This is a genomic window from Streptomyces sp. NPDC002795 (genome assembly GCF_042888725.1).
Lineage (GTDB): Bacteria > Actinomycetota > Actinomycetes > Streptomycetales > Streptomycetaceae > Streptomyces.
Genome location: NZ_JBIAQB010000003.1, coordinates 534,964 through 556,152, shown reverse-complemented (window position 1 = coordinate 556,152; position 21,189 = coordinate 534,964). Strand labels below are relative to the sequence as shown.

General features: G+C 71.4%; 19 protein-coding genes. 10 read left to right on the top strand and 9 right to left on the bottom strand.

What is annotated here, in order from left to right:
- Positions 1-21: 21 nt before the first annotated feature.
- Genes ACFYWS_RS11915 through ACFYWS_RS11900 form a run of 4 tightly spaced genes read left to right on the top strand, consistent with a single transcriptional unit; the run spans position 22 to position 6,104 of the window.
- Positions 22-864 carry a carbohydrate ABC transporter permease gene (locus ACFYWS_RS11915; RefSeq protein ID WP_389273310.1) on the top strand — a complete coding sequence of 281 codons (843 nt, stop codon included), beginning with the start codon at positions 22-24 and terminating at the stop codon, positions 862-864.
- Positions 861-1,883, top strand: coding sequence for a LacI family DNA-binding transcriptional regulator (locus ACFYWS_RS11910; protein WP_389273307.1), 1,023 nt, complete (start codon positions 861-863; stop codon positions 1,881-1,883). Before ACFYWS_RS11915 ends, ACFYWS_RS11910 begins: the two co-directional genes overlap by 4 nt.
- A gap of 51 nt (positions 1,884-1,934) precedes the next feature.
- Complete coding sequence (locus ACFYWS_RS11905) at positions 1,935-3,863, top strand: cellulase family glycosylhydrolase (RefSeq protein WP_389273304.1); 1,929 nt, start codon at positions 1,935-1,937, stop codon at positions 3,861-3,863.
- Between the two features lie 3 nt (positions 3,864-3,866).
- Positions 3,867-6,104: a glycoside hydrolase family 3 N-terminal domain-containing protein gene (locus tag ACFYWS_RS11900; protein ID WP_389273301.1), complete on the top strand. Its 2,238-nt coding sequence runs from the start codon at positions 3,867-3,869 to the stop codon at positions 6,102-6,104.
- Positions 6,105-6,128: 24 nt separating this feature from the next.
- Here ACFYWS_RS11900 and ACFYWS_RS11895 read toward each other — a convergent pair whose 3' ends face one another.
- Entirely contained in the window at positions 6,129-7,082 is a 954-nt protein-coding gene (locus tag ACFYWS_RS11895; RefSeq protein WP_389273298.1) for a LysR family transcriptional regulator, read from the bottom strand.
- A 139-nt stretch (positions 7,083-7,221) separates the two neighbouring features.
- On the opposite strand from ACFYWS_RS11895, the gene ACFYWS_RS11890 reads away from it, so the two are divergent.
- A complete protein-coding gene (locus tag ACFYWS_RS11890) occupies positions 7,222-8,343 on the top strand; it encodes a PrpF domain-containing protein (RefSeq protein WP_389273295.1) in 1,122 nt (373 codons plus the stop codon).
- Between the two features lie 100 nt (positions 8,344-8,443).
- A complete protein-coding gene (locus tag ACFYWS_RS11885) occupies positions 8,444-9,697 on the top strand; it encodes an SLC13 family permease (protein WP_389273292.1) in 1,254 nt (417 codons plus the stop codon).
- 29 nt (positions 9,698-9,726) lie between these two features.
- Here the strand turns inward: ACFYWS_RS11885 and ACFYWS_RS11880 are convergent, their stop codons facing one another.
- Together ACFYWS_RS11880 and ACFYWS_RS11875 are read right to left on the bottom strand one after the other, a co-directional pair.
- Entirely contained in the window at positions 9,727-10,524 is a 798-nt protein-coding gene (locus ACFYWS_RS11880) for an alpha/beta fold hydrolase (protein ID WP_389273289.1), read from the bottom strand.
- A gap of 101 nt (positions 10,525-10,625) precedes the next feature.
- The gene (locus ACFYWS_RS11875; RefSeq protein WP_389273286.1) at positions 10,626-11,297 is read right to left on the bottom strand and encodes a DUF4097 family beta strand repeat-containing protein; all 672 of its coding nucleotides are present in this window, start codon (positions 11,295-11,297) and stop codon (positions 10,626-10,628) included.
- A gap of 243 nt (positions 11,298-11,540) precedes the next feature.
- Between ACFYWS_RS11875 and ACFYWS_RS11870 the strand changes: the two genes are divergently transcribed.
- The 4 genes from ACFYWS_RS11870 to ACFYWS_RS11855 all read left to right on the top strand — a co-directional run bounded on the left by ACFYWS_RS11870 (position 11,541) and on the right by ACFYWS_RS11855 (position 15,142).
- Positions 11,541-12,275, top strand: a complete 735-nt coding sequence (locus ACFYWS_RS11870; RefSeq protein WP_389273283.1) for a helix-turn-helix domain-containing protein — start codon at positions 11,541-11,543, stop codon at positions 12,273-12,275.
- 53 nt (positions 12,276-12,328) lie between these two features.
- Complete coding sequence (locus ACFYWS_RS11865; RefSeq protein WP_389273280.1) at positions 12,329-13,324, top strand: ornithine cyclodeaminase family protein; 996 nt, start codon at positions 12,329-12,331, stop codon at positions 13,322-13,324.
- Positions 13,325-13,384: 60 nt separating this feature from the next.
- Positions 13,385-14,320: a threonine/serine dehydratase gene (locus ACFYWS_RS11860; protein ID WP_389274087.1), complete on the top strand. Its 936-nt coding sequence runs from the start codon at positions 13,385-13,387 to the stop codon at positions 14,318-14,320.
- A gap of 93 nt (positions 14,321-14,413) precedes the next feature.
- Complete coding sequence (locus ACFYWS_RS11855; RefSeq protein ID WP_389273277.1) at positions 14,414-15,142, top strand: class I SAM-dependent methyltransferase; 729 nt, start codon at positions 14,414-14,416, stop codon at positions 15,140-15,142.
- 16 nt (positions 15,143-15,158) lie between these two features.
- Here ACFYWS_RS11855 and ACFYWS_RS11850 read toward each other — a convergent pair whose 3' ends face one another.
- The 6 genes from ACFYWS_RS11850 to ACFYWS_RS11825 are packed head-to-tail and all read right to left on the bottom strand — an operon-like array spanning position 15,159 to position 21,178.
- Positions 15,159-15,953 carry an SDR family NAD(P)-dependent oxidoreductase gene (locus ACFYWS_RS11850; RefSeq protein WP_389273274.1) on the bottom strand — a complete coding sequence of 265 codons (795 nt, stop codon included), beginning with the start codon at positions 15,951-15,953 and terminating at the stop codon, positions 15,159-15,161.
- A 4-nt stretch (positions 15,954-15,957) separates the two neighbouring features.
- Positions 15,958-17,490, bottom strand: a complete 1,533-nt coding sequence (locus tag ACFYWS_RS11845) for an aldehyde dehydrogenase family protein (protein WP_389273271.1) — start codon at positions 17,488-17,490, stop codon at positions 15,958-15,960.
- Positions 17,487-18,335 carry an ATP-binding cassette domain-containing protein gene (locus ACFYWS_RS11840; RefSeq protein WP_389273268.1) on the bottom strand — a complete coding sequence of 283 codons (849 nt, stop codon included), beginning with the start codon at positions 18,333-18,335 and terminating at the stop codon, positions 17,487-17,489. The genes ACFYWS_RS11845 and ACFYWS_RS11840 overlap by 4 nt, the downstream gene beginning before the upstream one ends.
- Complete coding sequence (locus tag ACFYWS_RS11835) at positions 18,328-19,380, bottom strand: ABC transporter ATP-binding protein (protein WP_389273265.1); 1,053 nt, start codon at positions 19,378-19,380, stop codon at positions 18,328-18,330. The genes ACFYWS_RS11840 and ACFYWS_RS11835 overlap by 8 nt, the downstream gene beginning before the upstream one ends.
- A complete protein-coding gene (locus ACFYWS_RS11830; protein ID WP_389273262.1) occupies positions 19,377-20,231 on the bottom strand; it encodes an ABC transporter permease in 855 nt (284 codons plus the stop codon). Before ACFYWS_RS11830 ends, ACFYWS_RS11835 begins: the two co-directional genes overlap by 4 nt.
- Positions 20,231-21,178, bottom strand: a complete 948-nt coding sequence (locus ACFYWS_RS11825; RefSeq protein ID WP_389273259.1) for an ABC transporter permease — start codon at positions 21,176-21,178, stop codon at positions 20,231-20,233. Before ACFYWS_RS11825 ends, ACFYWS_RS11830 begins: the two co-directional genes overlap by 1 nt.
- Positions 21,179-21,189 lie beyond the last annotated feature (11 nt).

The window sequence follows — 21,189 nt, the reverse complement described above, 5'->3', positions numbered from 1 at the left end:
TGTTTTCCCATGAGCGTTCCCATGAGCAAGAGTCATGCGAAGTTCGGCCGGTCGTGGTGGCCCGCGCACATCCTGGTGTGGGGGTACGCGGTGGTGCTCGCGGTGCCGCTGTACTACTTCGTCGTCTCGGCGTTCAAGTCCAATGACGCGATCTTCGGCAGCCCGCTGGCGCCGCCGACCTCACTGGGCCTCGACAACTTCACGACGGCTTTCCGGACCGCGGGCCTGGGCACGGCGGTTTTCAACTCGGCCCTGGTGACCGTGGTGGCGCTCGTCCTCACTCTGGGGCTCGCGATCCCCGCGGCCTTCGCGCTGGCCCGTTCGGAGGGCCGGCTCGCGTCGGTGATCGAGAAGGTTTTCTCGCTCGGGTTCCTGATCCCGACGTTCGCCGCCCTGTTCCCGACGTTCCTGCTCTCGGCCGCGGCCGGCCTGTTCCACACCCGTACGTTCATGGTGCTGCTGCTCCCGGCGACGGCGCTGCCTCTGTCGGTGGTGATCCTGGTGCAGTTCATGCGGACCATCCCGAAGGAGATGGAGGAGGCGGCGCGGATGGACGGTGCCTCGACCTTCGCGGTGTTGCGTCACATCTATACGCCGATGTGTCTGCCCGGCATCGCCACGGTGCTCCTCCTCAACTTCCTGAGTTTCTGGAACGAGTACCTGTACTCCCTCGTCATCATCGGCCCCGACCCGGATCTGCGGACCGTCCAAGTCGCCCTGCCCACCCTGAAGTCGGTGACAGGCACGGACTACGGTGTGCTGACGGCGGGCACCGTGCTCACCCTCGTCCCGGTGTGGGTCGTGTACACGGTGCTGCAGAAGAGGATGCAGTCGGCGCTCGTCAGTGGGGCGGTGAAGATGTGAGTGTGCCGAAGACGGGCAGGCGTCCCACCATCAAGGACGTGGCGGCCGAGGCGGGGGTGTCTCCGGCCGCGGTGTCGAAGGTGTTCAACGGCACGGGCCGGATCTCCGAGCAGACCCGCCGCCGTATCCAGGACGCGGCCGCGAGTCTCGGCTGGTCGCCGAACGCGGCGGCCAGCGCCCTGCGCCGCTCCCGCAGCCACACCGTCGCCCTCGTGGTGCGCCGCCCCAGCGACGTGCTGGGCACGGACCCGCACTTCAGCGAGCTGATCAACGGTCTGGAGAGCGAGCTCGCGCCGCGTGGCTACGGTCTGCTCCTTCATCTCGTCGCGGACGTCGACGAGGAGGGCCGGCTGTACGAGCGGCTCGCCGCCGAGGGCCGCGTGGACGGCGCGGTGCTCACGGAGAGCCGTACCGACGACCCGCGCCCGACCCAACTGCGGCGCCTGGGACTGCCGTTCGTGCTGCTCGGCGGCCCTGACGGGGTGATGCTCAGTCGGCAGGAGACCGGTGTCACGGAGGCCGTGGAACATCTGCTCGCGCTCGGCCACCGGCGGATCGGCTATGTGTCCGGTCCGCCGGAGCTGGTCCACTCCGGGTTCCGGCAGGGTGTGTTGACCGATGTGCTCGCCCGGTCCGGGCTCGCCCCGGCCGCCGTGATCCCCACGGACTTCGGTGCCGAGGCCGCGATCGCCGCCACGGAGCGGCTCCTGGCCCTCTCCCCCCGCCCCACGGCGATCGTCTACGCCAACGACTCGATGGCGATGTGCGGCATCGGCGCCGCCCAGCGCGCGGGCCTGTCGGTCCCGGGCGACCTTTCCGTCATCGGCTACGACGACCTGCCGCTCGGCCGCTGGCTGCACCCACGTCTCACCACCGTCGACCAACGGGTGACCTTGGTGGGCGCGGCGGCCGCGCGGGTGCTGCTCGCGGAGGTCGGCGAGGAGGGCGTGCCCGCGCCCGAACTCACCGAACGCCCCCGGCTCGTCGTACGGGAGTCGACAGGTCCGGCCACCTCGTAGGCCCAACTCACCTCGCGTTTCTACCTTTTCGGCACCATCTTCTGGAGCATCATGCGTCGCCACAGCGCCCAGCTGTCCCACCACCCGTCCGTTCTCCCCTGGCTCGGCACCAACTACTGGTCCCGCACGGGCGGCCCGCTGATGTGGCGGAACTACGACCCGGCCGTCGTACGCGAGGAACTCACGGTCCTCCGCGACCACGGCCTGAACATGACCCGCTCGTTCTTCTACTGGCCCGACTTCCACCCGGAGCCGCACCGTATCGACGAGCAACTCTGCGACCACTTCCGGGACTTCCTCGACGCGCACGAGGAACTCGGTATGGGTTCGGTGCCCACCTTCATCGTCGGGCACATGTCCGGCGAGAACTGGGACCCGGCCTGGCGCGGCAATCGCGACCTGTACGAGGACGTGTGGATGGTCGGCCGGCAGGCGTGGTTCGCGAGTGAGATGACGCGACGGTTCAAGGACCATCCGGCGGTGACCGGCTGGCTGATCACCAACGAGATGCCGGGGTACGGCCGGATCTACCAGGTCGACCCGCCGTCCTCCGACGTGGTGACGGCGTGGGCGCAGTTCATGTGTCAGGCCGTGGTGGCGGCTGGCGCGACGCAGCCGGTGTCGCTGGGCGACGGTGCGTGGGGCATCGAGGTCACCGGCAAGGACAACGGTTTCTCGCTGCGTGACACCGACCCGTACGTGGACTTCGTCGGCCCGCACGTCTATCGCTCGGACACGGACCGGCCGCGCCAGCACTACCGGGCCGCGTTCGAGTGCGAGCTGGCGGCGGTCGCCGGGAAGCCGGTGATCCTGGAGGAGTTCGGTGTGTCCACGGACACCGTGTCCGCGCGCAACGCTGGTGTCTACTACCGTCAGACCCTGCACAATTCACTGCTCGGCGGTGCGACGGGCTGGATGGCGTGGAACAACACGGACTACGATGACCTGTGGGAGCAGTCGCCGTACGACCACCACCCGTTCGAGATGCACTTCGGGATCACGGACAGTGCGGGCCTCCCGAAGGAACCGCTGCGTGAACTCGCCGCTTTCGCCGATGTGTTGAAGACCGTGGACTTCCCGCGCTGCCGGCGCACGGACGCGGGCGCGGCGCTCGTCGTCCCGGCGTTCCTGGAGAAGGGCTACCCGTACAGCCGCCCCGCCGACCGGCCACTCATCTTCTCCTCGCTGCACCAGGGTTACGTCGCCGCGCGCGGCGCGGACCTCCCGGTGGGGATCGTCCGCGAGGTCGACGGGCTGCCGGAGGCCGGTGACGTCCAGCTGTATCTGCTGCCGTCCACACGGCAGTTGACGACGCGTACGCGGCGCGACCTGGAGCAGCGGGCGCGCGAGGGGGCGACGGTGTATCTGTCGTTCTGCTCGGGCGAGCACCCGGGTACGCGCGGGCCGTGGTTCCACGACCTGGACGGTCTGTTCGGGGTCGAGATGCAGCTGTCGTACGGGGTGGCGGAGCCGATCGAGGACGACGAGCTGGCCATGACGTTCACCGAGGACTTCGGCGGTGTGCGGGCCGGTGAGACGCTGCGCTTCCCCGTCGCGGGGAACGAGGACAGCCGCGCGTGGCTGCCGGTCGTGCCGGACGGCGCGCGGGTCGTCGCGACGGACGCGCACGGCCGTCCGGCGCTGCTCGTCCACGAGATGGGCGCGGGCCGCACGGTCCTGGCCACGTATCCGCTGGAGCACATGGCGGCGCGTACGGCACGGGTGAACCCGGAGCAGACGCACCGGCTGTACGCGGCACTCGCCGAGGTCGCGGGGGCGGCCCGCCCGGTGACCGTGGACACGCCGCTGGTCAGCGCGGACACCCTCGTGCACGAGGACGGGCGGCGGTTCCTGTGGCTGGTCAGCCAGGCGGACGAGGAGCTGACGGTGCGTCCTTCGGACCGTCTGGGCAAGCCGCTCGACGAGGTGACTCTCGCGCCGTACGGGGTGCGGGTGCTCGAACTGGACACGGAGGCCTGACCCATGGAGCTGTACCAGGACGCGGACGCGCCGGTCGCCGACCGGGTGCGTGACCTGCTCGCCCGGATGACACTCACCGAGAAGGTCGGCCAGGTCAACCAGCGGATGTACGGCTGGGACGCCTACGAGCGCACGGCGGACGGGCATCGGCTCACGGACGCCTTCCGTGAGGAGGTGGCACGGTTCGAGGGGATGGGCGCGCTGTACGGGTTGCAGCGGGCCGACCCGTGGTCAGGTGTCACCTTCGGCGACGGCATCACGGCGGCGGACGGGGCGCGTGTCGCGGACGCGGTGCAGCGGCATGTCATCGAGAACACGCGGCTGGGCATCCCCGTTTTGATGGTGGAGGAGGTGCCGCACGGCCATCAGGCGCTCGACGGCACCGTGCTGCCGGTGAACCTGGCGGTCGGTGCCACCTGGGACCCGGATCTGTACCGGGAGGCGGCGGCCGCCGCGGCGGCCGAACTGCGGGCCCGTGGCGGGCACATCGCGCTCGTGTCGGCGCTCGACCTGGTGCGGGATCCGCGCTGGGGCCGCGCGGAGGAGTGCTTCGGCGAGGACCCGTACCTGGCGGCGCGGCTCACCGAGGCGCTGGTGGAGGGGATGCAGGGCGCGGGTGAGACCTTCGGCGCGGACCGGGCTGCCGTGGTGCTCAAGCACTTCGCGGGGCAAGGGAGTTCGGTGGGTGGGCGGAACAGTGCCGCCACCGAGATCGGCGCGCGCGAGCTGCACGAGATCCATCTCCCGGCGGCCCTCGCGGGGGTGCGGGCGGGGGCGGCGGGTGTGATGGCCGCGTACAACGAGTTCGACGGTCTGCCGTGTGCGGCCTCGCACGAGTTGCTGACCGGGCTGCTGCGGGAGCGTTGGGGGTTCGACGGCCTGGTCATGGCGGACGGTTGCGCGCTCGACCGCCTGGTGCGGCTGGCCGGGGACCGGCCGTCGGCGGCGGCGCTCGCCCTGTCGGCGGGCACGGATCTGAGCCTGTGGGACGGGGTGTTCCCGGAGCTGGGGACGGCGGTGGAGCGCGGTCTCGTCCCGGTCGGGGTCCTGGACACGGCGGTGGCCCGCGTCCTGACGCTGAAGTTCCGGCTGGGCCTCTTCGAGCGCCCCTACGTCGCCGATGGACAACAACAAGGCGCTCATGCACAAGAGTTGAGTGAGCGGATCGCCCGCGCGTCGATCACGCTCCTGCACAACGACGGGGCCCTGCTCCCCCTCGGACCCGACGCGAAGCGCATCGCCGTCATCGGCCCGAACGCCGACTCGGTGCCGCAGCAGATCGGCGACTACACGTCGCCGCAGCGACCTGACAGTGGTGTCTCGGTGCTCGCCGGGCTGAGGGAGGCCGGTGCGGACGTGACGTACGCGCGCGGCTGTGACCTGGTGGGCGACGACCGTTCGGGGATCGCGGGTGCCGTGGCGCTGGCCGCCGCGTCCGATGTCGCGGTGCTCGTGCTCGGTGGCTCCAGCGCACGCGAACACGACACACTCTTCGACGACAACGGTGCCGCGGTCATCGCCACCGGCAACCCGACGGAGATGACCTGCGGTGAGGGCGTCGACCTCGCCGACGTCCGGCTCGGCGCCGGGCAGCGGGCACTCGCAGAGGCGGTGGCGGCGACCGGCACGCCGTGCGTCGCGGTGCTGATCCAGGGCCGCCCGCACGCGGTGCCCGAACTCGCCGACGGGGCCGGGGCGTTGGTGAGCGCCTGGTATCCGGGGCCGTGGGGCGGCCGGGCCGTCGCGGACGTGCTCTTTGGTGTCTGCGAGCCGAGCGGACGGCTGCCCGTCTCGGTCCCCCGCTCCTCCGGCCAGCTCCCCGTCTTCTACAACTCCAAGGACCACGGCTTCCGCGGCTACGTCGACGAACCCGGCACACCCCTCTACGCCTTCGGTCACGGGCTCTCCTACACCACCACCGAGTTCGGCGCTCCGTGCGTGGCCGACGGGGTGTGCGAGGTCGAGGTCACCAACACCGGGGACCGGCCGGTCCGCGAGACCGTGCAGCTGTACGTGCGCCGGGTCAGCGGCGGGACGTCCTGGCCGCGCGTCCGTGAGCTGCGGGGTTTCCGGCACGTGGACCTGGCGCCGGACGAGAAGGCCACGGTCGCGTTCCCCCTCGACGACACGGTCCTGGCGTCGGTGACCCGATCCCTGGACCTGGCCGTGGAACCGGGGACGTACGAGATCGGGACGGGCCGCTCGTCGGACTCGACGCAGTCCGTGACACTGACCGTCTGAACCGGCCGAACCATGTGACCACCCTCAGCCGCGGCGCACCGCTCCGAGCTGCGCCCGGTCGAGGCCCGGCGCCGCGAACCGCCGCGCCACCGTACGCAGGACGCGTGCCATCGCCTGCGCGGGCGGCGTCGCGGGCCGGGACGTGGAGCGCGCGAGGAGGATGCGGCGGGTCGGCGCGGCGACGTCGGAGGCGAACGGCAGCAGTCGGACGTCGCTGCGCCTGCTGGTGAGGGCGAGCCGGGGCGCCAGGGCGATGCCGAGTCCGGCCGCGACCATGGCCTGCGCCTCCTGGTAGTCGTGCGAGGCGTAGGCGATACGCGGTTCGAAGCCCGCCTGCCGGCAGCTGCGGCGCAGCACGTCGGCGACGGGGTGGTTGTCCGCGCGGATGATCCACTCCTGGTCGGCGAGGCCGCCGAGGTGGACCGGCGAGTGGGCGCGCAGCGGGGAGTCGGCGGGGACGACGAGCACCGTGGGGTCGTCGAGGAGATGGGTGAGAGCGAGGGCCGCGTCATCGACACGGTTCCACTCGTAGTCCCACAGCAGCGCCTGTTCCACCTCGCCGGTGTGCAGCATCTCGCGGAGTTCGGCGAGCACACCCGCCCGCACCTCGATGCGGATGCCGGTGTGGCTGCGGCGGAACTTGGTGAGCGCCAGCGGCAGCAGCGACGCACTCGCGGTGGGGAACGAACCGAGTTGCAGTGTCCCCTGGTCGAGGGCGGCGAACGAGTGCAGGTCGGCCTCGGCTGCGCGCAGTTCACGACGTACGGCGCGGCCGCGCTCGGCGAGCGCGGCGCCCGCCGGGGTGGGCCGGATACCGCGGGGCAGCCGCTCCACGAGGGGCTGCCCGGCCTCCTGTTCCAGGAGCGACATCTGCTGGGAGGCCGCGGAGGTGGTCATGCCCAGCCCCTCCGCGGCGGCGGTGAGCGAGCCGCGCTCGGCGGCCTCGGTGAGGAGCAGCAGGCGGCGCACGTTCAGCATGGGTGTGACTTTAGCGCAGCTTAACCCGAGTGAAGTGAACTGCCATTGTCCCCAAGTCGTGGCTCTGCGATGGTCTTGGCAATCGTCGGAACGGACTGTTCCGCCGGCGTTCACCACTGATCAAGGAAGAGCCTCAGACGTGCACATCCCTGCGACGCTCGTGCGTGGCGGCACCAGCAAGTGCTGGTTGTTCCAGCAGGTCCATGTCCCCTCGGACCGCGAGGAGTTGACGCGGATGCTGGTCGCCGCGTACGGCGCCGCGGACCCCGTGGAACTGGACGGTGTCGGCGGCGCCACCCCCACCACATCGAAGGCGGCGATCGTCAGTGTCTCGCCCGATCCTGGCGTCGACATCGACTATCTCTTCGCTCAGGTGGGCATCGGCGACGCCACCGTGGAGTGGACGAGCAACTGCGGCAACTGTGCCACGGGCGTCGCCCTGTACGCGGTGGCGAAGGGGATGGTGCCGATCGCGGGCGACCGGACCCGCGTGGTCATGCGCAACAGCAACACGGGCGCGGTCCTTGAGGGCGTCGTGGACACCACGGGAGGCGTGGTGCAGCACTTCGGGCGGCAGACCGTTCCGGGCACGCGCGCCGGTGGTGTCGCCGTCGACCTCACGTTCCGCGATCCGGCGGGCGGCACCACGGGCGCCCTGCTCCCGACCGGGCAGGCCACGCAGAAGCTGCCGGTCCACGACGCCGACCCGGTCCTCGTGAGCATCGTGGACGCCGGTGCCCCTGTGGTCCTCGTCGACGCCGACGGGGCGGGGCGCAGCGGCTCCGAGTCCCTGGACGAGGTTCGGGCCGATGTGCCGTGGCTGCGCGCGATCCGGCATGCCGCGGCGCCGTTGATGGGTCTGGTCGAGCCGGGGCGTGCGCCGGGTGACGCGGTGCCGAAGGTGGGCCTCGTCGGGGCTCCGGCGCCGTACACCACGACGCTCGGCGAACACATCGCGGCCGAGGACCACGACGTCTCGGTCCGCATGCTCAGCATGAACGCGCCGCACCCGGCGATCGGCCTGACCTCGGCCGTCGCCCTCGCCGCCGCGGGGCTCGTGAAGGACTCCGTGGTCCACGGGATCGCGGCCGCCCGGGACGACGGCTGGCTGCGGCTCGGCACCCCGGCGGGCGTGGTCGCGGTCCGCTGCTCCGACGTACGGGACGGCCGACCCGGCCGGGTCACCGTGCGGCGGGCCGCGCGACTGCTCGCCGACGCCCGGATCTACGTACCCGGCGCCGACGAGCAGCGGGCCGCCTGACCGGGACGCACCAACGCACGAACACACCACACCCCCCGCACGGGCGGCCCGCGACCGGCCGCCCGCCCCCGCCCCTGTCCCCACCGCATCAAGGACAATGATGTCTGCCGAAGTGATATCCATAGGCGCCCTGTTGGTGATGTTCGTTGTCGGCACCGTGCTGCCGATCAACCTGGGCATCCTCGCCTTCGTCGCGACCTTCGTGGTCGGCACCGCCGCGCTCGGTCTCACCGAGGACCAGATCTTCGAGGGGTTCCCTGTGGATCTCTTCGTGACGATCGTCGGGGTCACCTATCTGTTCTCCGTCGCCCGCCGCAACGGCACCATCGACTGGCTCGTCACCGCGGGCGTGCGGTTGGTGCGCGGCAAGGTGGCGCTCATTCCGTGGGTGCTGTTCCTGGTCGCGGCGCTGCTGACGGCCTTCGGCACGTTCACTCCGGCCGCGGTCGCGCTCCTCGTTCCGATCGGCATGAACTTCGCCCACCGTTACAAGCTGAACCCGCTGGTCGTCGGCATGATGGTGATCAGCGGCGGACACGCGGGGGCGTTCTCGCCGCTCGCCGTGTCCGGGGCGCTGGTGCTGGGAGTCGTGGACAAGACCACGCTGAACGTCTCCCCCGTGACCCTGTTCACCGCCAGCTTCGTGATCAACCTGGTGCTGTCCGCCGTGACTTACGCGCTCCTCGCGAAGCGCCCCGCCCCGCTGGCCGAGGGCGCCGAAGCGGCGCCCGGGGACGCGGAACCTGCCGTCTCCGGCATGCCGGACTGGCGGCAGTGGCTCACGCTCGGCGCCCTGGTCGTCCTGGTCGTCGGCGCGCTCGGCTTCCATCTGGAGATCGGGCTGCTGGCGCTCGCGGCGGGTGCGCTGCTCGCGCTGGTGGACATGAAGCGGCAGGAGAAGGCCGTGGACGGGATCAGCTGGTCGACGTTGCTGCTGGTCGCGGGGATGATGACGTACATCGCCATGCTGGAGAAGGCCGGCATCATCGAGAACATCTCCGAACACGCGGCAGGCCTGGGCGCCCCGCTCTTCGTCGCCCTGCTGCTGTGCTTCACCGTGGCCATCACCTCGGCCTTCGCCTCCTCCACGGCGATCATCACCGCGATCATCCCGGTCGCCGTACCGCTGCTGCTGTCCAGCCATCTCAATGCCGCCGGTCTGATCGCCGCGCTCGCCGTCTCGACGACGATCGTGGACACGTCCCCCTTCTCCACGAACGGCGCTCTGGTCCTGAGCAACGCCCGCGGCGTCGACCCCCGCCGCTTCTACCGCCAGGTCATCAGCTACACCGGCGGCATCGTGGCCATCGGCCCCGTGGTGGCCTGGGGCGCGCTGGTCCTGCCCTGGTCGTAGTGGACAACGGGCTTACCAGCGGCCCCTGTTCAGCAGATCGTGCGTACGGCTTCGGCGATGGCGCGGTAGTCCTTCTTCAGGATCGCGCCGTGGTTGCTGGCGACCTTGGCGTGGATCTCGATGTGGGCGTTGCGGTCGGTCACCTCGACGAGTCCGGCGCGAATGCGCTCCTGCTCGTCGCCGCGGCTGCCGAAGGACGAGCCGGAGGCCACGACGTAGCGCGTGGGGACGGTGATGGCGTCGAGGACGGGGCCGAGTTCGCTCGTGCCGCCGAGCCTGCCGAGTTCGATGTTGCTCTCGGCCATCTGCGCGGCCGACATCCGCGGCATCAGGCCCGTCGGCCGGACCAGCGGCGCGAACCATCCGACGCGCCGGAACAGCTTGCGGATCCGTGCCTCCATCGCCTCGTCCAGCCAGTCGAAGGGCTGCGCGCCGTCGACCAGGACCGCGCCGATGGCGCGCTCCGGGTTCCGGCTCGCCCAGTGCGCGCCGACGTACGCGCCGTAGGACCAGCCCACGATCAGCGCCCGGTCGACGCCCCTCGCGGCGAGGACCGCGTCGACGTCACGGACGGCGGCCTCGAAGGAGTAGTCCGCCGAGCGCCCCGACTTTCTGCCGCGGGCCCGCTCGTCGTAGGTGATGTGCCGCCACTGCGGGCCGAGGTCGGCGAGGACCCGGCGCCAGTAACCCTGCGTGGCGAACTGGCCGTTGAGGTAGAGGACCGGGATGCCGGGGCCGCCGGAGTCGGTGACGGCGAGGGCGGTGTCGTCGACCGGGACCATGCCGGTCCACGGAGCGGCGGCCGAGGGTGCGGTGCGGTTCGTCATGGCTTCTCCTGGTTCGGCGGGTCGGTCGGGCGGTGCGCGCGGGGCCCGGGGTCAGTGGGCGGGCCCCGCGCGGTGGTGGGGCGTCGTGCGGTGGTGCGAGGTCACAGGCTGCGGGCGGTGACGTCCCCGTGGCCGGTGGTCGCGTGGATGGTGAGCCGGTCCTTCGCGCCTTCGGCATTCGTCAGCGAGTTGTGGACCCGGCCGTAACCGGTGCCCGCGTCGAGGGTGGCGGAGACACCCCGGGCGACGTCGACCGTCACATGGCCCATCTGGGTGTCCAGTTCGAGCGCGCCCGATGTGGCCTCGGCGATGCGGATGTCACCCTTCTGCACCTTGATCTCGGCGGGGCCCGTCAGCCGGCCGACCGTGACATCACCGGCGTAGGAGGACAGCCGCACGCTCGCGGCCTCGTCGATCTTCACGGCGCCGTGCGCGCCCTCGCAGGCCAGCTCGCCGAGGCGTCCGACGCCGCGGAACTCGACGGCGGCCGAGACGGCCTCCACGCTTGATCCGGCGGGCAGTTGGATGGTCACCTCGATGGCACCGGACGCGCCGAGGAGCTGGTTCTTCTCGGCCGGGGCGGTGACCCGCAGGACACCGTCGGCGAACTCGACGGTGGTCCGCTCGGCGGCCTTCACGTCGCGGCCCTTCGAGGAGTCGGCGGGGCGGACCTCGACGGTGGTGTCGGTGCGGTCCGCGGCGATGACCTGGACGCGGCCGGCCGGGAGACGCAGGACGGCGGAGATGGCGGCGGAGGTGTCGAACTTCTGCATCGTGTGCTCCTTGAGCTGTAGTTGTCGCGCTGTTTCCGATGAGTGAAAAGCTACGTTGCGTTTCATGATCAATCAACGTACTCGTTGCACTCCAAAGGTCAACTCGCAGGTCAGCGTGGCAATTTCATTGCAACGAGTAGAGATCTAACGCAACAGAACGCACAGTTCCGTTGCAACGAGTTGAGGGTGAACGCTACGCTGACACTGATTCAGGTCCACGCCGAAGAAGGAGAGGTGCTCGCGATGCCGGGAGGCCGACTCACCCAGCAGGAACGGCAGCAGATCTCGCTCGGGCTCGCCGACGGGCTCGCCTACGCCGAGATCGCCCGCCGACTGGAGCGTCCCACCTCGACCATCACCCGCGAGGTGATGCGCAACGGCGGACCCACGTCCTACCGCGCCGACCTCGCCCACCGCGCCACCGAACACCGCGCCCACCGCCGCAAGCAGGCCGCCCCACGGGAGCCCGCGCGCGCCTCCGGGCGGGACGACGAGGCGGTGCGCGAGTACGAGGAGATGTTCACGACCCTCCTCATGCAGCAGGGTCTGCCCAAGATGACGGCGCGCGTACTGACATGCCTGCTCACCAGCGAGGCGGGGAGTGTCACCGCGTCCGAGCTGGTGCGGCGCCTGGACGTCAGCCCTGCGTCCGTCTCCAAGTCGATAGCGTTCCTCGATGACCAGGGCCTGATCCGGCGCGAGCGGGAAACCCGGCGCCGCGAGCGCTATCGCGTCGACGACGACGTCTGGTACCGGTCGACGGTCGCGAGCGCCCGCGGCACCGCGCAGCTCGCCGAGGTCGCACGGCAGGGCGTCGGGGTCCTCGGCCGCGACACGGCGGCCGCCGCGCGGCTCGAGAACATCGCCCGGTACAGCGAGTTCATGAGCGAGAGCATGCTCCGCGCCGCCGACCAGGTGCGCGACATCCTGCACACGAAGCCGGAGGCGGACGAGGACGCGGCGGGGCCGGCCGACTGACCCTTCGGGGATACGGTGATCAACCGTCCTCGCCCACGCGAAGAGGAGCACAGGTGCAGAAGGCGCAGAACGACCGACCCCCGCACATCGAGTACATCGCCGCCACCGAGCTGACGAAGCTGCTGCCGCCCCGCGACGCGGTCGCCGCGATCCGCGAGGCACTCATCGGCGGCCTCGACCCCACGGCTGCGGGACCGCCCCGATCGATCCTCGAACTACCGGGTGACCAAGGCCAGTTGCTCGCCATGCCCGCCGCGTCCGAGTTCGGTGTCGGGGTGAAGGCGATCTCGGCGGTCCCCGCCAACGCCGACCGCGGACTCCCCCGCATCCAGGGCGTCCACCTCGTCTTCCGCCCGCCGTCGTACGCACCCGCCGCGGTCGTCGACGGCGCGGCGCTGACCACGCTGCGTACGCCTGCCGTGTCGGTGGCGGCGGTACTGCCGCTGCTGACGCGGCCGGGGCGAAGGTGGCGGGTCGTGGTGTTCGGCGCGGGACCCCAAGGGGCCGGCCACGTACGGACCTTGAGGGATGTCGGTGCCGAACTGGCCGAGGTGACCTACGTCGTTCGGGACCCGTCGCGGGTGGACCCGGCGTCGGTCGGGGACGACAGGGTGGTGGCGACGGCGGACGCCGAGGCATGGGTGCGGCGCGCCGACCTCGTGGTGTGCGCGACGCCCTCCCGCACCCCGCTCTTCGACTCGGCCCTCCTCGGTGACGACGCCGTCGTGCTGGCCGTCGGTTCGCACGACGCCGACGCCCGCGAGGTGGACTCGGCCCTGACGGCCCGCGCCCAGGTCATCGTGGAGGACGTGGACACGGCGCTGCGGGAGTGCGGCGACATCGTGATCCCCGTGGCGGAGGGTGTGTTGCCGGTCGCGCGGCTGCTGCCCATGGCACGGGTCGTACGCGACGAGTCTCCGTACGCCACGGACCGGCCCGTGCTGTTCAAGGGATCGGGCATGGCCTGGCAGGACGCGGTGGTCGCGGACGCGGCGGTGCGGGCTTCGGACGACAGCGCCGGTAACGTCGGTCCTGCCGGTCGAACCTGAGGTCCCCTCGCGTCACCGTGCCGGTTGCAGATATTCGTAGGAAGGCGCGTTTTGATCACTGTGGAAGATGTCGAGTCGGCGGCCCTGCGCATCGGCGGGCGCGTGCGGCGCACCCCGCTCGTGGAGGTGGCTCCGCATGAGCTCGCGCCGACGGCAGGACGGGCCTGGCTCAAGCTCGAACTGCTCCAGCACACCGGCTCGTTCAAGGCCCGCGGCGCCTTCAACCATCTGCTCACCGCGGCCGACCAGGGCCTGCTGACCGACGCCGGGGTCGTCGCTGCGTCCGGTGGCAACGCGGGGCTCGCCTTCGCGTACGCCGCCGCCGAACTGGGCACCCGGGCCGAGGTGTTCGTGCCCGAGACGGCGCCCGCCGTGAAGGTGGCCAGGCTGCGCGAGCTCGGCGCGGACGTGGTGCAGGTCGGCGTGAAGTACAACGACGCCTACGAGGCGGCGACCAAGCGGGTCACCGATTCCGGCGCCCTGTTCTGTCACGCCTACGACCAGCCCGCGGTGTGCGCGGGGCAGGGCACGATCGGCCTTGAACTGTGGGAGCAGGCCGCGGGCGAGCTGGACACCGTGCTGATCGCCGTCGGTGGCGGCGGGCTCATGGCGGGAGTGGCCACCGCGCTCGCGGGGCGGGCGAAGGTGGTCGCCGTCGAGCCGGAGAACGCGCCGACGCTGCACGCGGCGCTCGCCGCGGACGGCCCGGTGACGGTGCCCGTCTCGGGGGTCGCCGCGGATTCGCTCGGCGCGAGCCGGATCGGCGACATCGCCTTCGAGGTCGCGCGCACCGCGGGGGTCGAGTCGGTTCTCGTGACCGACGAGGACATCGTCAGGGCCCGCCGCACGGTCTGGGACCGGTACCGCGTGGTCGTCGAGCACGGCACGGCCGCGGCCGCTGCGGCCCTGCTCTCGGGCGCCTACCGGCCCGCGCCGGGCGAGCGGGTCGCCGTGCTGCTGTGCGGGGCGAACACGGATCCGTCGGATCTGATCTGACGGGTGAGGTTACGGTGCCGCTGCCGCTGCGGACCGTGTGCGCGCCCGGCAATTGACGAGACAACGGGTCCGGCCGCACCTACCGTCGGCCGCATGACTGACGCATGCTTCGGGCACCCACGGCTCGCCGCGATCTACGACCCGCTCGATCCCGACCGCGGCGATCTCGACGCCTACCTCCGGATCGCGGAGGCCTTCGAGGCGCGCCGCGTGCTCGACATCGGATGCGGCACAGGTGTGTTCGCGCTGCTCCTGGCGGACCGCGGGATCGAGGTCGTCGGGGTCGACCCTGCCTCGGCGTCCCTCGACGTCGCCCGAGGCAAGCCGGGCGGCGAGCGGGTGCGGTGGATCGACGGTGACGTGACGACCCTCCCGCCGCTCCGGGTCGACCTCGCGACCATGACGGCCAATGTCTCCCAGGCGATCGCCGACCCACAGGCGTGGCGGAGCACCTTGCGGGGCGCCTACGAAGCTCTCTGCCCCGGCGGGCACCTCGTCTTCGAGACGCGCGATCCGGCCCGCCGCGCCTGGGAGGAGTGGACCCGTGACCGCACCCACCAGGTGGCTGACATCCCCGGTGTCGGGCCGGTCGAGAAGTGGATTCAACTGACCGACGTGGACGGCCCGTTGGTGACCTTCCGCCAGACCTTCGTGTTCGGCGCCGACGGGCAGACCCTGGCCTCGGACTCGACGCTGCGTTTCCGTGACCGGGAGGAGGTCGAGCGGGACCTGCTCGCGCACGGCTACGAGGTCACGGGGGTCCGCGGGGCGCCCGACCGGCCGGGGAAGGAGTTCGTCTTCGTGGCGCGACGCCCGCTCTAGCCTCCGCTCCCCTGCATCAGCTCGGCGGCGTATAGCGGCCGTCGACGGCCGTCCAGCCGCCGTCCACGAACAGTTGACTGCCCGTCACGAAGGACGAGGCGTCGGACGCCAAGTACACGACCGCGCCCGCCAGTTCGTCGGGGCGGGACCAGCGGCCGAGCGCGCTCTTCTCGGCGTACGCGGCGGACCACTCCGGGACCGCGCGGATCTGCGCGGTCAGCGGGGTCGACACGACGCCCGGCGCGATGGTGTTCACGCGCACGCCGGACGGGCCCAGTTCGGCCGCCGCCGTCCGCGCGAGCTGGACGAGGCCCGCCTTGGTCGCCGCGTACACGCCCTGTCCCGGCTCGACCGTCACGGCGCGGATCGAGCTGAAGCCGATGATGCTGCCCCGGCCGCGCTCCGCCATGCCGCGGCCGAACGCCCGCACCAGGTCGAAGGAGGCGCGCAGGTTGAGGGCGACGACCCGGTCGAACTCCTCCGACGTGTAGTCGAGGAGGCGCTTGCGGACATTCGTCGCGGCGGTGAAGACGAGGACGTCGACCGGGCCCAGGTCCTCGGCCGCGCGGTCGACCGCTTCGGTGTCGAGTACGTCGAGCGCGTACGCCGACATGCCGGGGGCCAGCGAGGCCGACTCCTCGGCCGCCTTCAGGTCGCGGTCCGCGCACACCACGTGCGCGCCGTGCGCGGCAAGTGCCAGGGCGCTCTCCCGGCCGATGCCGCCGCCCCCGCCCACCACGACGGCCTTGCGCCCGTCGAGGCGGAACAGGCCCGTGTAGTCGGTGGGCCGCGTCGGTTCCTGGGTCGTCACCGTGTCACCGGTCCTTCTTCGTCGTCGGGTTCGTCGTCGGATTCGTCTTCGGGTTCGTCTTCGGGCGGATCACTGCCATGCGGGTCACCGTCAGTTCGTCGATCGCGAACCTCGGCCCCTCGCGGCCCGCCCCCGAGTCCTTCACGCCGCCGTACGGCATGGTGTCGGAGCGGAATCCTGGCACCTCGTTGACGACCACACCTCCCGCCTCCAGGCGTTCCACGGCGGCGAACGCCGTGTCCAGCGACGCGGTGTAGACGCTCGCGTGGAGCCCGTACCGGGAGTCGTTGGCGAGCTCGAAGGCCGCGTCCATGTCGGGGACCGAGCGCAGGCACACCACCGGGCCGAAGATCTCCTCGCTCCAGACGGGCAGCGCGGGGTCCGGGTCCAGGAGGAGCGCGGGGCCGATGACGCCGTCCTTGATGTCACCGCCCGCGGCCGGTACCGCGCCCGACTTCACCGCTTCCTCGACCCATGTACGGACACGGTTCGTCGAGCCCTGGTCGATCAGGGCCGACACACGTGTCTCGGGGTCCCTCGGGTCACCCGTCGTGATCCCCGGGATGCGCTGCTTCAGGAGTGCCACGAACTCCTCGCGCACCGCCGCCTCCACGATGACGCGCTGCACGCTGATGCAGGCCTGCCCGGAGGCGTAGTAGCCGCCGCGTACGACGGCGTCCGCGGCTGCGTCGAGGTCGGCGTCGGCGGCCACCAACAGGGCGGCGTTGGCGCCGAGTTCGAGGAGTGTCTTGGTGGGGGCCGCGTCCTTGGCGATGCGGTGGCCGACGGCGGCGGAGCCGGTGAAGGAGACGGCGCCGATCCGGCGGTCGGTGGTGAGCACCTCACCCACCTCGGGTCCTCCGGTGACCAGTTGCACCGTCGCCCGCGGCGCCCCGGCCGCGTACAGCGCCTCCCGCAGCAGGTGGACGAGCCAGAGCGTGGCCAGCGGTGTCTGCGGGGCGGGCTTGGCGATGACCGGGCAGCCGGCCGCGATGGAAGGCGCGAGCTTGTGCGCGGCGAGGAGCAGCGGGTAGTTGAAGCCCGCGATGCCGACGACGACGCCGATCGGCTTGCGGGTCCAGAAGCCGAGCAGTCCCTCGCCCGAGGGCAGCAGGTCGAGCGGCACCGTCTCGCCATGCAGCCGGGCTACCTCCTCGGCGGACGTACGCAGCGTCAGCAGGGTGCGGGCCACCTCCACCCGGCAGTCGACCAGCGGCTTTCCCGTCTCCAGGACGAGGAGGCGCTCGAAGTCGGCGCTGCGGGCGGCGATCGCGTCGTGCGTCGACTGGAGGGCCGTACTGCGGATGTGCGAAGGCAGTGCGCCGACGCGGGTACGGACCGCGACCGCCTCGTCCAGGGCGCGCCGGGCCAGCTTGGTGTCGCCGACGGGTGCGCGGCCGATGACCGACCCGTCGTACGGGAAGCGCACGTCGTCGCTCGCGGGGGCGGGCAGCCAGGTGTCGCCGACGGGCAGGCCCTCGGGGAATTCCGTTGTCGACGGGTCGGCCATTGCCGCCGGTTCAGGGGGTGCGTTCACGAGTGGTGCTCCTGGTAGAGGTCGGCCGCCGTCACTCCGGAGAGGGCCTTCTCCAGCGTGGGTACGGCGGCGATCAGCCTGCGGGTGTACGGGTGTTGGGGGTCCTCGTAGAGCTGCTCGGTCGGTCCGCTCTCGACGATCTGCCCCGCCTGCATGACGGCGACGCGATCGCACACGTGCCGCACGACGGACAGGTCGTGGGAGACGAAGACGAGGGTGAGGTTCAGCTCGTCGACGAGGTCGGCGATGAGGTTGAGGACCTGGGCACGTACGGACACGTCCAGGGCGCTGACCGGCTCGTCCGCCACGATGATGCTCGGGCGCGGGGCCAGGGCGCGGGCGATGGAGACGCGCTGGCGCTGGCCGCCGGAGAACTGGTGCGGGTAGCGTCGCGCGGCGTCGGCGCCCAGGCCCACCGATTCGAGGAGTTCGGCCACCCGCTCCTTGCGGTTCCCGATGCCCTGAGCGACGAGTGGTTCCGCCACGATGTCGCCCACCTTCATCCGCGGGTCGAGCGAGCTCATCGGGTCCTGGAAGACGAGTTGGAGGCGTTCGCGGACGAAGCGGAGCTGCCGTTCCCGCAGCCGCGTGATGTCGCGCCCCGCGACTTCGACGGTGCCGCTCGTCGGCTTGTCGAGCCCCGCCAGGATGCGCAGGAGGGTCGACTTGCCGCACCCCGACTCCCCCACGATGCCGAAGCGTTGGCCGTGCGGCACGGCGAAGCTGACGCCGCGCAGCGCGTGCACGGGTGGGGCGGGGGTGCGCAGGGAGGCGCGCGGCCGGTGGTAGTCGCGGGTGACGTCGGTGACGCGGAGTGCGTCGCCGGGTGTCTGCTGCTCAGCCATGGCCGGCCTCCTGGTGGTCGGGGGTGTCCACACCCGTGCCCGCGCCCCGTACGCCGCCGTGGCCCTTCGGCACGGGGTGGAAACACGCGTAGCCGGAGTCGGGGCCCGTCGGGGTCCACACGGGGCGGGTCGCACACAGGTCGGATGCTTTGGTGCACCGGTTGCGGAAGACACATCCGGCGGGGAAGGCTCCCGCGGGCGGCACCGAGCCTCCGATGGTGGCGAGCCGGCCGCGTTCGTCGACGGCCGTCAGGTCGGACGCGCCGATCAGGCCCTGGGTGTAGCGGTGTCTGGGGCGTGTGAACACCTCGCGTACGGGGCCGGATTCGACGACCCGGCCGCCGTACATGACCATGACGCGTTCGCAGGCGGTGGCGACCACGGCCAGGTCGTGCGTGATGAACAGGAGCGCCGAGCCGCGGTCCTCCACCCCGCGCACGATGAGGTCGAGGACGCGGGCCTGCACGGTGACGTCGAGCGCGGTGGTGGGTTCGTCGCAGACAAGGAGTGCGGGGTCGTTGGCCAGCGCGATGGCGAGGACGACGCGTTGGCGCTGGCCGCCGGAGAACTGGTGCGGGTAGGCGCGCGCCGCGGCCGCCGGCTCTGCCAGGCCCACCTGGTCGAGGAGTTCCACGGCGGCGGCTTGCGCGGAGGCGCGGTCGGGCCGGGTGCGGTGGATGAGGAGCACCTCGGCGATCTGGCGGCCGATCCGCATGGTGGGGTTCAGGGCGGTCATGGGCTCCTGGAACACCATGGCGATGTCCTTGCCCCGTACGCGGGACATCCGCGCCTCGTCCGCTCCGACCAGGTCGTGGTCGACTCCGGCGAGCCGGACCGAGCCGGTGGCGCGCAGTCCTTCGGGGAGCAGGCCCATGAGGCTCAGCGAGGTCAGTGACTTGCCGGAGCCGGATTCGCCGATGAGGCCGACGCGTTCACCGGAGCGGATGGTGAAGTCGACGTCCTCGACGAGCGTACGGCCGTCGCCGGTGGACACGTCGAGACCGCGGACTCTCAGTACGTCGTCGGTCGCGGCAGCGGCTGTCATCGGGATTCCTCCACCTTGGGGTCGAAGCGGTCGCGCAGCCCGTCGCCGAGCAGGTTGAATCCGAGGACGGCCACCGCGATCGCGAGGCCGGGGAAGACGGCGAGCCGGGGCGCGGCGGCAAGCAGTTCCTGGCTCTCCTGGAGCATCCGGCCCCAGGACGGGGTGGGCGGCGGGGTGCCGAAGCCGAGGAAGGACAGCGCGGCCTCGGCGAGCACGGCGAGCGCGAAGCCGACCGAGGCCTGCACGATGACGAGGCTGCTGACGTTGGGCAGTACGTGGCGCACCGCGATGGCGAGCGGCCTGCGTCCGGCCGCGCGTGCGGCCAGTACGTACTCCGTGCTCATGACCTGGAGGGTGCCGCCGCGGATCAGGCGGGCGAAGCTGGGGATGGAGGCGATGCCGATGGCGACCATGGCGACGCCAGTGCCCGCGCCGTAGACGGCGGCGAACATGATGGCCAGCAGGAGGGCGGGGAACGCGAGGATCAGGTCGTTGCCGCGCATGAGGAGTTCGCCGAGCCGGCGCGAGCCCATCCCGGCGAGGATGCCCAGCGGAACACCGATGACCGCGGCGACGCCGACCGCGACCAGGCCGACGTAGAGCGTCGTCCGCGAGCCGATCATGATCTGACTGAAGACGTCGCGCCCGAACTTGTCGGTGCCGAACCAGTACTCGGCGGACGGCTCCTGCATCCGTACGGCGGGGTCCACCAGCGTCGGGTCGTGCGGTGTCCAGACGAAGGACAGCAGCGCCACGGCGATCACGAGCGCGACGACGACGCCACCGACGAGCAGGGGCCTGCGGCGGCGACGGACCGGCGCTCCGGTGTCCAGGGTCTTGGAAGCAGTCATCAGCCACGCACCCTGAGTCGGGGATCGATCAGCAGATAGGCCAGGTCGACGAGGAAGTTCACGAGCAGCACCGCCGCCGCGACGATCATGACGACGTCCTGCACCACGATGAGGTCACGGCCCGCGACGCTGTCGAGCAGCAGGCTGCCGAGTCCTGGGATCACGAAGACCCGCTCGATGACGACGGCGCCCACGAGGAGCGTCGCCAGTTGCAGCGCGAGGACGGTGACCACCGGCACGGAGGCGTTGCGAAGCCCGTGCCGTACCAGTGCCTTCATCGGGCGCAGGCCCTTGGCGCGGGCGGTGCGCAGGTAGTCCTCGCGCAGCACGTCGAGCACGGAGCTGCGGACGTAGCGGGTGAGGACCGCGGCCTGCACGAGGCCGAGGGAGAGCGCGGGCATCAGCAGTTGTTTGAGGAAGAGCACGGGATCGTCGACGGGTGGTGTCCAGCCGTTCGCCGGCAGCCAGCCGAGCCCCACCGCGAACACGGTGATCATGAGGATGCCCGCGAGGAACGCCGGTACGGCGACGCCCACTTGGGACAGTGCCGACAGGACGAGCCCGGACGGCTTGCGGTGCCGCACCGCCATCAGCGTGCCCAGCGGCACCGCCACGAGGCAGGCGATCACCATGCCCGTCCCCACGAGCCACAGGGTGACCAGGAGGCGGTCGGCGAGCTGCGGGCCGATCGGTGTGTGCGAGATGTACGAGTCACCGAGGTCGAAGGTGACCAGGTCGTGCAGCCAGCCCAGGTACTGGTCGACGAGGGGGCGGTCGAGGCCGAACTGTTCGCGCAGTTGGGCGACCGCGGAGTCGGACGCGCCGGTCCCGAGGGCGACGCGCGCGGGGTCTCCCGGCAGCACCGCCATGAACGCGAACACCACGACGGAGCTGACGAGCAGGCTCGCCACCAGGATCGCGATCCGCTGCACCAGACGGACGATCATCGGTTCAGGCC